The 12,603-nt window shown below is 41.0% G+C and carries 12 protein-coding genes and 1 pseudogene; 11 read left to right on the plus strand and 2 right to left on the minus strand.

Annotated features, from left to right (window positions below; all coding sequences use genetic code 11):
• A pseudogene (locus tag JL57_RS00920) lies at nt 1–346 on the plus strand (transposase); the annotation flags it as partial.
• Nucleotides 347–395: 49 nt separating this feature from the next.
• Here the strand turns inward: JL57_RS00920 and JL57_RS00925 are convergent.
• Nucleotides 396–938, minus strand: coding sequence for a hypothetical protein (locus JL57_RS00925; RefSeq protein ID WP_291299557.1), 543 nt, complete (start codon nt 936–938; stop codon nt 396–398).
• A 182-nt stretch (nt 939–1,120) separates the two neighbouring features.
• Complete coding sequence (locus JL57_RS00930; RefSeq protein WP_034140177.1) at nt 1,121–2,326, minus strand: NADP-dependent isocitrate dehydrogenase; 1,206 nt, start codon at nt 2,324–2,326, stop codon at nt 1,121–1,123.
• Nucleotides 2,327–2,643: 317 nt separating this feature from the next.
• Here JL57_RS00930 and JL57_RS00935 point away from each other — a divergent pair, with 317 nt between their 5' ends.
• The 10 genes from JL57_RS00935 to JL57_RS00980 form a co-directional block, all read left to right on the plus strand.
• A complete protein-coding gene (locus JL57_RS00935; RefSeq protein ID WP_034140178.1) occupies nt 2,644–2,829 on the plus strand; it encodes a 4Fe-4S binding protein in 186 nt (61 codons plus the stop codon).
• Between the two features lie 423 nt (nt 2,830–3,252).
• Nucleotides 3,253–3,972, plus strand: coding sequence for a GntR family transcriptional regulator (locus tag JL57_RS00940; RefSeq protein ID WP_034140179.1), 720 nt, complete (start codon nt 3,253–3,255; stop codon nt 3,970–3,972).
• A 267-nt stretch (nt 3,973–4,239) separates the two neighbouring features.
• Nucleotides 4,240–5,976, plus strand: coding sequence for a sulfoacetaldehyde acetyltransferase (xsc, locus tag JL57_RS00945; protein ID WP_034140180.1), 1,737 nt, complete (start codon nt 4,240–4,242; stop codon nt 5,974–5,976).
• Nucleotides 5,977–6,166: 190 nt separating this feature from the next.
• On the plus strand, nt 6,167–7,591 hold the full coding sequence (locus JL57_RS00950) for an acylating sulfoacetaldehyde dehydrogenase (protein ID WP_034140181.1): 1,425 nt from the start codon (nt 6,167–6,169) through the stop codon (nt 7,589–7,591).
• 18 nt (nt 7,592–7,609) lie between these two features.
• Entirely contained in the window at nt 7,610–8,728 is a 1,119-nt protein-coding gene (locus tag JL57_RS00955; protein WP_034140182.1) for a succinate--CoA ligase subunit beta, read from the plus strand.
• The gene (locus tag JL57_RS00960; RefSeq protein WP_034140183.1) at nt 8,725–9,603 is read left to right on the plus strand and encodes a CoA-binding protein; all 879 of its coding nucleotides are present in this window, start codon (nt 8,725–8,727) and stop codon (nt 9,601–9,603) included. Before JL57_RS00955 ends, JL57_RS00960 begins: the two co-directional genes overlap by 4 nt.
• A gap of 127 nt (nt 9,604–9,730) precedes the next feature.
• Nucleotides 9,731–10,240, plus strand: coding sequence for a type 1 glutamine amidotransferase domain-containing protein (locus tag JL57_RS00965; RefSeq protein ID WP_034140184.1), 510 nt, complete (start codon nt 9,731–9,733; stop codon nt 10,238–10,240).
• 204 nt (nt 10,241–10,444) lie between these two features.
• Nucleotides 10,445–11,476 carry a tripartite tricarboxylate transporter substrate binding protein gene (locus JL57_RS00970; protein ID WP_291299558.1) on the plus strand — a complete coding sequence of 344 codons (1,032 nt, stop codon included), beginning with the start codon at nt 10,445–10,447 and terminating at the stop codon, nt 11,474–11,476.
• 97 nt (nt 11,477–11,573) lie between these two features.
• Nucleotides 11,574–12,116 carry a tripartite tricarboxylate transporter TctB family protein gene (locus JL57_RS00975; RefSeq protein ID WP_034140185.1) on the plus strand — a complete coding sequence of 181 codons (543 nt, stop codon included), beginning with the start codon at nt 11,574–11,576 and terminating at the stop codon, nt 12,114–12,116.
• A gap of 47 nt (nt 12,117–12,163) precedes the next feature.
• On the plus strand, nt 12,164–12,603 hold a 440-nt coding region (locus JL57_RS00980), incomplete at its 3' end, for a tripartite tricarboxylate transporter permease (RefSeq protein WP_034140186.1).

Consider the following 12,603-nt stretch of genomic DNA (forward strand, 5'->3'; position numbering starts at 1 on the left):
TGAAGAAGCTTTTCGAGAGATGAAATCACAACTTGCATTACGTCCCATCTATTTGACACGGCCAGAGCGAGTGAAAGCCCATGTGACCATCTGCATCTTAGCTTACTTGCTGATAAACTCAATCGAGATGATGCTCAGGAAAGCGGAAATCACACAGTCGTCTGAAGAACTGCTGCGACAAGTGAGTAGCTGTCGATTAAATCAGGTTGGGTTAAAAAATTCTTCTCAACGTTCATTAACTATTACAGAGATGACTGACCAGCAGGAAAAATTGGTCAAATTATTTAGTTGTGAAAAAATGATGAAGCCGAAAGTGATTAACCAGTTCAATAATTTCTTACTGTAAAACATGTTGTAGTGACAAAACGCTTTCTTACGCATGGTCTAAAGCCTTGCTACGCCTGGGTCTGGAAAAAAATGTCGCCAAACTCGGGTTTAAACAAAAGAAATGAATCCTCTAGCATAGTTTCGGTAGCACCTAACTCATTCACATGATGGAGATATTTAAAAGCATAAAGTAAAAGTACATGAGAAAAAATTGCAAACATAAACGTTTGAGGGATACTCCATTTCGGAAGGAATATCTGATTAAGTGATAGGGCTGTGTAGTTCATAACAGTCGCCCATAAAATAAAGAATAAAACAATCCATAGCTGATATCTTGGAAAACGCCATAATAGATAACCGTAAATTGTAGTAACGGCAAACCAACTCAAAGTAAAAAATACGGGAATATTGTAGATCATGAGTATATCTGATGCAAAAATCCAACCTTTATAAAGATTGACGGCAACTATTTGAACGATCCATGTATAGATGAACCCACCTAGAAAAGAAAACAACATAAGCTTTTTAAGATAGTTAAGGGGTATTAATAATAAAACCAGAGACCAGTAGGCAACTGCCTGAATAAGCCAATAAAGCTCTATGAGAAACACCTCCTGATTCCTATTATGCAATATGGAAGTGCTTTCTATACGCTGGACATGAAACGAGCAAAAATGTTCAACGTTAGAACCCGCCATGACTCGTTCAAAGATGTTCGAACTTAAAACATGCTATGACTCTAAAAAAGCAAAGGAGCTCCCCTAAGTGGGCAGCTCCTAGCAAAACTTCAATGTTATAGGATTATATTCAAACGTTGTTGAATTCCAACAAGGAAGTCTCGCGTTGAGACGATTTTCTTATTCGGTATCTCAGAGAGTTCTGCTAAATCCTTAGTCATAACCCCTTCTTCAATGGTCTTAATGGAAGCGGCTTCTAACTTGTCGGCAAAGATCACAAGCTCTTCGTTTCCGTCCAATTCGCCCCGTTTTCTTAAGGCTCCTGTCCAGGCGAAAATCGTGGCCATGGAATTAGTTGAAGTTTCTTCTCCTTTAAGGTGTTTGTAATAATGCCGGGTGACTGTTCCGTGAGCTGCCTCATATTCATAATGACCATCGGGAGATAATAACACAGACGTCATCATGGCTAAGCTACCAAACGCAGTGGCTACCATGTCGGACATGACATCACCATCGTAATTCTTGCATGCCCAGACAAAACCACCTTCTGAGCGAACAACACGAGCTACGGCGTCATCGATAAGAGTGTAGAAGTATTCGATCTTGGCTTCTTCAAACTTTAGTTTGTATTCTTGGTCGTAGATCCTCTGAAAGATATCCTTGAAAGTATGATCATAGATCTTGGAAATCGTATCTTTCGTGGAAAACCATAAATCTTGCTTAACTTCCAGAGCATAATTAAAGCAGGTCCGAGCAAAGCCTTCGATTGATTTATCGATATTGTACATGCCCATGATGATTCCTGTATCGTTGAAATCAAAAATAGTCTGGCGGGTTTCCCCGTTCTCTCCGGTAAAGACAAGCTCGGCTTTACCTGGGCCGCCGACTCTGTACTCAACATTCTTGTAGATATCTCCATAGGCATGCCTTGCAATCGTAATAGGCTTTGTCCAAGTGCGAATAAAAGGCTTAATACCGTCAACGATGATCGGTGCTCTGAAAACAGTGCCATCAAGTATTGCTCGAATCGTACCGTTAGGACTTTTCCACATTTTTTTTAAGTGATACTCTTCAACCCTTTGGGCATTAGGCGTAATCGTGGCACATTTGACCGCTACACCATATTTTTTAGTAGCAAGGGCTGAATCAATGGTAATTTGGTCGTTAGACTCATCCCTTTTTTGCAATCCTAAATCGTAATACTCGGTCTTAAGGTCAACATAGGGTTCAATTAATAATTCCTTTATCCATTGCCAAATAATTCTTGTCATTTCGTCCCCGTCCATTTCTACTAAGGGGACATTCATTTGAATTTTGCTCATAAAGGTTCTCCTTCCTGATCTTCAGCGGTATTGTACTATTATTCTACACAAATCTTGTTAGTCCTCCATTTTATTGATAAATGGAGATTTGAAATTGCTTAAGGACTATTAGTCTGATTCTCAGGAAACAGGCGTCCCAGAAAAAACACCTGACCGAAAGCCGATAATTTTTCCTTGACAAATAATCCTGTTCCCATTACAATACCAGTATACCCCTAGGGGGTATGCGGGGTGAGGGTAACTAGTTAAGCTTAGTACCAGTAAGCTTATACTAATAGCCAATTAGGTAAAATACTTTGCAGGAGGGTTGTTCGAAAATGAAAATATCAGTCCAGAAAAATCGATGTCCCCAAAATCATTCTTGTCCTTCTATTAGAGTATGCCCTGTGGGAGCGCTAGAACAGAATGGCTTTGATGCACCAGTTGTTGATGAAGATAAATGTATAAAGTGCAACAAATGTGTCCGATATTGCCCAATGGGCGCAATACTGATAAAAGACTAAGACGGACAAGGAATTCTATGGCCGAATATGAAAAGTTTGCCCCAAAATAAAGTTGGCTAGCCAACGAGTCAGTAATATTAAAGACAGCCAGAATTGCAACTATCTGGCTGTCTTTTTATAGTCAATCGACATAACCTCTACCGCAAATTTTTTGTTGCAACCTTCCAGAAAACTATTATACTCTAATTATCTTTAAGAAACTACCTTTATCGTGCATTCAATAGCTGATTATACACAATACATAATGAGCATCGAGAGGGGGTACCATTTACTTCAAATTAGCGTTATTATAGGATTATGAAAGAAATTTTAAGCCAATTGACTATTTAGAAGATTTACATTATATTAAGAACAGTGGTACGTACGTCGTGATGTTGCGATGTATTATTTTAACCCATATAGCGGAAGTGGAGCGATTTAAAAGTGAAAATAAATACTAAAAGTCAATTACCATTACATGTTCAAATAAAGGATTGTCTGAATGACGAGATTCGAAATGGAAATATTGAGGGTAAGATACCCAGTGAAAGAGAACTCATGGATATTTTTTCTGTGAGCCGAACCACGGTTCGAGAGGCAGTAGGGGCCTTAGAACGAGAAGGAGTCGTAGAAAAAAAGCATGGTAAAGGGACATTTGTTTCATTGAGACCGATCCAAGAACAATGGCTGGGAAATATTAGTACTTTTTCTGAAACGATTAAACGAGCAGGAATGAAACCAGGGGCCAAGTTGCTCTCTAAGGGAATTAAGTCTTCGCCGCAAGTAATTTCGGATATGTTTGGAGGACAAGAATTCTATGAAATTGAAAGATTGCGTTCTGCCAACGACAAAGTAGTTGCCATTGAGAGAAAGTGTTTCAAAACAGAAACGGGACTAAGATTGGCGAGTTATGATTTAAATGATACCAATATTTATAAGCTGCTGGAATCTGAGATGGGAATTACTCCATGGTCGGCTGAAGAAATAATCACCAGTAACAAACCTTCAAAAGAAGATGCTGCCTTGTTAGGTATTTCTAAAACAGCAAGCGTACTTGTAATAAAAAGATCGACCTGGGATAATGAGGGTGTGCTGATTGAGTTTGTTAGTTCAACTTTACGAGCCGATATATATTCAGTAAATATTAGGATGTCACGTCAATAAGGAAGCGTTAAGAGTCCTCGCCCTTGAAAAAGGTGAGGACTTTCTTTATTTTTACCATTGCTGTTGATTAGTAAAGTAAGATGGGTGGGAAATAGATAATTGATCTCTTTGGCCATTAAAATTCTTTATTAAGGACTAGTGTCAAAAGAATTGACTTATTGATTAGATGACCATATAGTATAAACAATCAACTGGTACGGACATCATGACGTCCGTACGAAAGTCGAAATAACTAAAGAAGTAATTGAGAAGGAGGGTTAAAGAAAAATGGCAAAAGTCAAAATGACACCAAGTGAAGCTATTTGTGAGACACTATTAGCAGAGGGTGTAGACCATGTAACTGGTATTCTAGGTTCAGCATTTATGGATCTACTTGACTTATTCCCGACGGCTGGAATTAAATTTATCCCGGTGCGTCATGAACAATCTGCGGGCCATATGGAAGATGCCTTCTGTCGCGTTACAGGGAAATGTGGTGTAATCATCGGACAAAATGGTCCAGGAATTACGAACATGGTTACCTCTGTTGCTGCTGCGAATTCGGCACATACCCCAATGGTTATTCTTTGTCCATCTGCTGGTACACCTACTATCGGTTGGGATGGCTTCCAAGAAGCTGATACTGTACAAATTTTCAAGGCTATCACAAAGGCTACAATCAGAGTTCCGCATCCCAAACGTGCTGCAGATTGTTTAAGAACGGCATTCCGCATTGCCTATGCAGAACGTGGACCTGTACTTTATGACATCCCCCGAGATTACTTTTACGGAGAAGTTGAAGAACAGATTTTAGAACCTCATCAATATCGAGTCGATAACCGTGGTTGTGGTTCTATCGAGGCTCTTGATAGGGCTGCTGAAATCCTCCTTTCCGCTAAGACTCCTGTCATTGTTTCCGGACGTGGAGTCGTAGATACCAAGAGCACTGATATTGTGGCAAGAATTTCTGAACTTCTAACGGCTCCGGTTGCTTGTACTTATATGCATAATGACGCCTTCCCATGTGATCATCCTCTCTGGGTTGGACCAATCGGTTATATGGGATCTAAAGCAGCCATGCACTCACTGGCCGAGGCTGATGTGATCTTGGCTCTCGGAACTAGGTTATCCGTATTTGGGACCTTGCCGCAATACGATATCAATTACTTCCCGGAAAGTGCCAAGATTATTCAAGTCGATATAAATCCAAGAAATCTAGCTCGTACACATCCTGTGGAAGTGGGTATTATCGGTGACGCTAAGGAAGCTTCTCTGGAGATCCTTAAGCGCTTAGAAGATAAACTACCTGCTCCTAAAGTAGATCAAGCTCGTATGGGGACAATCGAAGCACGCGTAAAGGCTTGGAGAGAAGAATTGATCACCTTAGCCATGGTTGATGGAGTACCGATTAATCCCCGTCGTGCATTGTTAGAAATTCAAAAAGCCTTGCCGGACAATGCCATCGTAGCGACGGATATTGGAAACGTTGCTTCGACGTCGAACAGTTATCTTGAGTTTAAAGGGGAGGGTAAGCATATTGCAGCTCTTACCTTTGGGAACACAGGATTTGCTTATCCAGCAGCACTAGGAGCCCAAATGGCTAGTCCGGACGTACCCTGTATCTCAATTGTTGGGGATGGAGCATGGGGGATGAGCTTGCACGAGGTAAGTACTGCAGTGGAGCATAACCTACCCGTTGTAGCCATTGTTTTCAGAAATGGAGCTTGGTGTGCTGAAAAGAAAAATCAAGTCGACTTCTACAATAATCGTTTCGTCGGTGCAGATATCCCTAATCCTGTAAGTTTTGTGCCGGTTGCCATTGCTATGGGTGCTGAAGGAATCCGTGTAGAGAAACCAGAAGAGGTTGGCCCCGCCTTAACACGAGCAATAAGCTTACGTAAGCCATTCCTACTAGAAATCGTTTGTGATGGAACCCAACTTGCTCCTCCGTTTAGAAAAGATGCCTTGCAAATGCCTACCCGTTTTCTTCCTAAGTACCAGCACTTAGATGTAAGGAACTGGTAATTAGTTTAGATAGGGCGTGTAAGTTCGTGTGATTTCACGCCCTCTAAAAGGACAATCATAAAATTAGCAGGGTAAAAAATTTAAATAAAAATAGACTGAATTTTCAAAATTAACTATTAAATAATTTTATGGCTAGCAATTATAAATCTAACTCAGAGAATAATGAAAAGAAGGAAGGAAGGAATATTAAATGGATGCTGAAGCAATCGTTGATACAAAGCTAATTATTGAAGAGCTCATAACTAGAGGGCGCGCGGCTATGGAAGAAATCAAGGATTATACACAGGAACAAGCGAATACGTTGGTTCAAGCAGTAGCTTGGGCTATTTACCAACAGGAACATGCTGAAGAACTCGCTCAGATTTCTGTTCGAGATACAGGATTAGGTAAATTTGAAGACAAGGTCACTAAAAATAAGCGCAAAACCTTTGGTACCTTGCGTGATTTGTTGGATCAGGTGGCTAAGTCAGTAGGAGTTATAAATATTGATACGGCTAAAGGGATTACGGAAATTGCTAAACCTGTGGGCATTGTTGCGGCAGTGGTCCCATCCACAAATCCAGGTGCAACCCCCGCCAATATTACGATGATGGCTTTGAAAGGACGCAATGCTACCATCATTGCCCCGTCCCCTAAAGGGTACACTACTTCAGAAAAACTGGTAGAGTATATTCATGTAGAACTAAAGAAAATAGGTGCACCTCTTGATCTAGTACAGACCCTGCCCTTTCCGGTGACTAAAGAATCAACCGGAGAATTAATGAAACAAGCTGACTTGGTAAGCGTAACTGGGTCTGGTAATAATGTTAAACTTGGTCAAACCTGTGGCACCCCTAATGTATGTGTCAGTGCTGGTAATGTTGTTTCAGTCGTCGATGCCAGCGCTAATCTACAAGAGGCTGCCCACAAGATTATGTTGAGTAAGACCTTCGACTTTGCAACCAGTTGTTCAAGTGATAATGCGGTGGTCATAGAAGCGGCAGTCTATGATCAGATGGTTGAAGCGTTAAAAAAAGAAGGCGGTTATCTCTGTAATGCTGAGGAAAAAGTTCAACTGCACAAGGCGATGTGGGATCAAAATGGGAAACGGCGGGGTATGACCACTGCTAAATCCGCAGAAGAAATGGTTAGAGCAGCCGAGATAACTGCACCAGACGCTGAAAATGCCACCTTCCTCATGGTTGAGGAAACAGGGGTAGGTAAAGCATTTCCTTTCTCTGGTGAAAAAATTTCCTTAGTCTTAACAGTTTATAAGGTTAAAGACTTTGAGCAGGCATTAACGCTAACTAAGCAAATTTTGAAATTTGTCGGACGTGGGCACTCTTGTGGTTTGCATACTAATGATGAAGCCCATATCGAGCGGATTGGCTTGGAGATGGACGTTTGTCGACTCTTGATTAACCAAGTTCAATGTTTCGGTAATGGAGGAAGCTTCGATAACGGTCTTAACTTTACGCTATCCATGGGTGGAGGTACCTGGGCAGGTAATAACATCAAGGAAAATCTTTCTTATAAACACTTCATTAATATTACGAAAGTTTCCAGGTTGATTCCAGAAGTAATCCCTACTGAAGAGGAGTTATTTGAGTCATATTGGACTAAATACGGTCGCTAAAATAGGGAGGCTGAAAAAATGAAACTGTTTGAATATCAAGCAAAAGAACTGTTTAAAGAGCAAGGAATTCCTGTTCCGGCCAGCACGCTCATCAGTAGTATTAGCCAATTAGATAATGCTTTGACCGAGATTGGTCTTCCTTGTGTACTAAAAGCACAAGTTTTGCAAGGTGGTCGTGGTAAAGCCGGATTGGTAAAATTTGTAGCAACTAAAGAAGAGGCAAGTGTTGAAGCTGAACGTATCTTAAAGGTTACTGGTAAGAAATTATTGGTTGAAGGTGCAGTTGAGTTTGAAAAGGAAATGTATATGGCCATCACCATTGATCCGGTCAGTGGATCAGCACTTGTCATGGCATGTCTCGATGGCGGGGTAGAGATTGAGGTAACAGCTCGTACAACACCGGAAAAAATAATCAAGGAAAAAATCGATCTCGCGAAGGGTCTGATGCCGTTCCAAGCTAGTAATGTTATGTACTCTCTGGGACTTAACAAAGATCAAACTGCCTCGGGAAGTAAAGTCCTCTTAAAACTTTATGAGTTATTCGTAAAATATGATGCAGAACTGGTGGAGATTAATCCACTGATGATCCTTAAAGACGGAACGATGATCGCTGCCGACGGAAAGTTCAGTATTGACGATAATTCTCTATTTAAACAGAATCGCTATTCTTTCACTAAGGATTACTATAAAAATGATTTTGAATACGAAGCAGCTCAGGATGGTATACCTTATATCCAATTCGAAGGAGATATTGGCCTGATGGTGGCCGGTGCAGGTCTGGCTAACGTAGTCTATGATTTAATCAGCTATTACGGCGGCACTGTGGCAAACTATCTTGAGTTTGGAGGACCCAACTATCATAAAGCCCAAAAATGCATGAAAATGATGCTGGATAGTAAACCAAAGTGCATCCTGATTGCTACTTTTGGCACAATAGCACGTGCCGATATTATGGCTCAAGGAATTGTTGATGCTGTTAAAGAGTTAAAACCAGATATTCCGATTGTGGCTGTTATCCGCGGTACAGGTGAAGAAGAGGCCCAGGAGTTGTTAAGAAGTGTTGGCTTGAATCCACTTAATGATACAGAAGAGGCTGTTAAGAGAGCAGTGGAGTTAGCGGGAGGTGGTTCAAGATGAGTATTATCATTGATTCCAGCACAAGAGTACTTATCCAAGGAATTACAGGTAAAGAGGGAAGCTTTTGGGCTAAGCACATGAAAGACTATGGGACGAATGTCGTTGTGGGTGTTACTCCCGGAAAAGAGGCTCAGGAGGTTGACGGGGTACCGGTTTATCATACAGTTCGCAGAGCAGTAGAACACAAACAAGTCGATGCCTCCTTACTCTTTGTTCCACCGCGTTTTGCCAAAGGTGCTATATATGAGGCCTTAGACTCCGGTATTAAAATAATTGTCGTTACAGCTGAGGGAATTCCACTCCATGAAATGGTCCAAATCCGTAAAGCGGCTCTTTCTGAAGGTGCCATGGTCATCGGAGGGAATACAACAGGTATCATCTCCACTGGTAAAGCGATGATGGGCTTTTTTCCATACTGGTTGGAGAGGGTTTATAAACCTGGTCGTATTGGGTTAATGACCAGAAGTGGATCCTTAACGAACGAGGTTACAGCTGAAATTGTTAAGGCCGGCTTTGGTTCTACCTCTGTCATTGGGGTCGGAGGGGATCCTATACCTTTCACACGTTTTGCGGAAATCCTGCCGCTTTTTGAAAAAGACCCCGATACAGATGCCGTTGTAATGATCGGAGAAATTGGCGGGACTATGGAAGAGGAAGTTGCAGAGGCTATTGGAAATGGGGTATTTACCAAGCCATTAATTGGTTTTATGGGGGGCAGAACAGCACCAAAAGGCCAAAAGATGGGCCATGCAGGAGCAATTATTACTGCAGGTAAAGGCACAGTAGCTGACAAGGTTGAAGCATTAACTGCCGTAGGTGCTATTGTGGCTGACCGACCAAGTATGATTGGTACATTGCTTAAACAGGTGCTTTAAAGTACAAGATTTGTTCACATTCAATAAAGGGTTATAACAAACTTCAAGCATGTCAATTGAAAATTGAAAGTTGTATAATCTTTTGTCTAAAATATACAGAATATTAAAAATAAAGAAGGATGTTATTATGTTAAAGAAGAAAATAGCAATATTTATCGAAGATAATTATAATGAAATTGAGTTTTGGTATCCGTATTATCGTATGCTTGAGGCAGGGTTCGAGGTTATTGTAATAGGCTCTGGAAGAGCAGATGTTTATACAAGCAAACTTGGGACGCTCACTAGAGGGCTTAATCCTTCGACCATTAATTGTGCTGAATTAGAGGGTGTCATAATTCCCGGCGGATTTGCTCCCGATAAAATACGATTAAATACGCAAATGTTAGAAATCGTCCGCAAATTATTTAATAATGGCAAACTAGTTGCGGCGATCTGCCATGCCGGATGGGTTTTGATATCGGCAGGTATTACAAAAGGTAAGCAGGTAACTGCCTGCCAATCGATTAAAGACGATTTAGTTAATGCGGGTGCCGAGTTTTTGGATCAAGCAGTTGTCGTTGATGGCAACCTAATCACTTCCCGTGTACCGGATGATGTGCCCGCATTTTCGAGAGAAATCCTAAAATTCTTAGCCTAAATTATAGTAATTACCTTCTTTTATACAGCATTAATAGGGGTATGCGGATTAATCTATAACGTGCGAGAAGAGCTCCTATTCAAATTAAAACATCTTTCAACTTTGAAAGAGAGGTGATAGTAGCTTTTCCTGAAAAAATTTCAAACTGGAGACCATTCCGAGTGATATACAAGGGGAAAAATTATAATCGAAGGAGGACTTAAGATGAAGCAAGTTTTAAGTGCAAACTGGGGTATAAAAAAGCTTGGAGCTTTAATATTAGTTATAGCCTTAGTTCTAACGATTGGAACAGGATGTGGAACAACAAGTAAACCAACAAGTGTTAGCCAAAAGCCCGATAATGCCCCAGCAAAAGTGGAAAAGTACCCGACTAGACCAATAAACATCATTGTACCATTTGGACCCGGGGGAGGCGCAGATCAATTAGGTCGTTTGCTTAGTAAAGAGTTAAGCCAAAAGCTAGGTGTCTCCTTCCCGGTTGTGAATATGGCCGGAGCCTCTGGTGCTGTAGGAATGGCAAAACTAGTCACAGAGCCAGCTGATGGATATAACATGTATGTCTATGTAACAGATACCCATGCGACGCTGGCAAGTGCTAAACCTGCTTTCAAATTAGAGGAATTTACAACGGTTGCTCGCATGCTCAAAGCTCCATCGTTCTTCTTTGTAAAGATGGATAGCCCTATAAAGACTTGGGCTGACCTAGAAAAGAAAATGAAAGATAATCCAGGCCAAGTGAAGGTTGCTGGAAATGGAGAAGGATCCATTGATGATGTGGCGCTTACCTATTTAGCCAAGAATCATGGTATTACAGTCAACAAAATTCCATATTCCAACCCAGGGGAACGTTATACCTCGATTTTAGGTGGCCATGCTGATGTTTTATACGAACAAGCTGGGGACGTGGCTTCTTATTTAGACCAAAAGCAAATGCGTCCGGTTTTAGTGTTTGACGAGAAACGGATGCCAGAATTCCCTGACGTTGTATCGACTGGGGAGCTGAACATGAAGGTATTCTTCCCCTTTGACCGTACAATCATTATGAAAGCCGGAACCTCTCCCGAGCAGATAAAGATTTTAAGTGATGCTATGAAAGAAATATATGATAAATCACCTGATTTCCAAAAGTTCCTAAAGGTTAACTATACTACTTCGGATAGTTTTATGGGACCTGAAGACGCCAAGAAAGCGTTGGCAGACAGTGTGGCGGAGATGAACAAAGCTTTAGGGAAATAAGATTAGGCTGATAATTAAAGGGCAAAGAGTTAGCACGGGCTGAAGCTTTTGCCCTTTAATTTAAGAATTATTGTATAACTAGATAGGGGGAGTGACAGTGGACAAGAAAAAGTCTCAGCAGCTTATGATCAGTGTTTTGCTTATACTATTTAGTTGTATATGTTATTATATGGCAACTAAATTTGTTGTGACTAAGACGCCAGGGCGGCTTGGACCGGATTTCTGGCCTAAAATGTTATGTATCTTGATTTTTGTCTTTTCGGTCGCGGATATCATCTTGATCTACTTAAATATCGATAAGCAGCCTTCAATATTAGAAGCGAAAACTGACGAAGAGGCTGAATTAGTGACTTTAGATAAAAAGTATCCGTTGCTTTTAGTAGGTGGCATGGTAGGTACTGGGATATACATCTTCCTACTACCTATTATTGGGTTTATTATATGCACTACTTTCTATCTTGCTGCAATCATGTTTTTAGGCCGGTACCGGAATAAAAAGGTGATTGTAAGCAGCAGTTTTATTGGCTCCTTTATCCTCCTAATAGTTTTTAGTAAGATTGTCTATATCTCCTTACCCACAGGAATTGGGTTCTTTGGTGAATTTACATTTTTACTCTATAAATTGTTAGGAGTTAGTTAATTTGCGTTATTGTAGAGATTTACTACAATTCAGAAAGGAGCGAATCAATGAACACCTTTATCCAAATTCTATCCAGCTTGGGTCAGGGAATAATTGCGGATTTGAATCTGGTTACGTTACTGATGATATTGGTCGGGGCGCTTGTTGGGATGATCTGTGCTGCAGTTCCTGGTCTAACACTTATAACCGGTATAATCCTTGTGTTGCCCTTTACCTATGTAATGGATGCCACAAATGCCATTATATTATTAACGGCCATCTATCTCGCAGGTACCTATGGAGGGGCATTTCCAGCGATATTATTTAAGATTCCTGGTGATCCGATCCATGTACCGTTGCTTTGGGATGGTTATCCAATGGCTCGTCTAGGACTGGGAGCAAAAGCCTTGGGTTGGACTCTCGTGTCTACGATCTCAGGTGGATTGTTTGCAGTAATCCTCTTGGTTTTAGTTTCAGCTCCCTTGGCTGTGGTAGCTCTCAAATTTTC

Source organism: Desulfosporosinus sp. BICA1-9 (assembly GCF_000802135.1).

Coding starts and splice junctions, on each gene's coding strand:
- JL57_RS00950 (WP_034140181.1), top strand. CDS start 6,167: ATGGATGCTGAAGCAATCGTTGATACAAAGCTAATTATTGAAGAGCTC.
- JL57_RS00930 (WP_034140177.1), bottom strand. CDS start 2,326: ATGAGCAAAATTCAAATGAATGTCCCCTTAGTAGAAATGGACGGGGAC.
- xsc (WP_034140180.1), top strand. CDS start 4,240: ATGGCAAAAGTCAAAATGACACCAAGTGAAGCTATTTGTGAGACACTA.
- JL57_RS00935 (WP_034140178.1), top strand. CDS start 2,644: ATGAAAATATCAGTCCAGAAAAATCGATGTCCCCAAAATCATTCTTGT.
- JL57_RS00960 (WP_034140183.1), top strand. CDS start 8,725: ATGAGTATTATCATTGATTCCAGCACAAGAGTACTTATCCAAGGAATT.
- JL57_RS00955 (WP_034140182.1), top strand. CDS start 7,610: ATGAAACTGTTTGAATATCAAGCAAAAGAACTGTTTAAAGAGCAAGGA.
- JL57_RS00970 (WP_291299558.1), top strand. CDS start 10,445: ATGAAGCAAGTTTTAAGTGCAAACTGGGGTATAAAAAAGCTTGGAGCT.
- JL57_RS00965 (WP_034140184.1), top strand. CDS start 9,731: ATGTTAAAGAAGAAAATAGCAATATTTATCGAAGATAATTATAATGAA.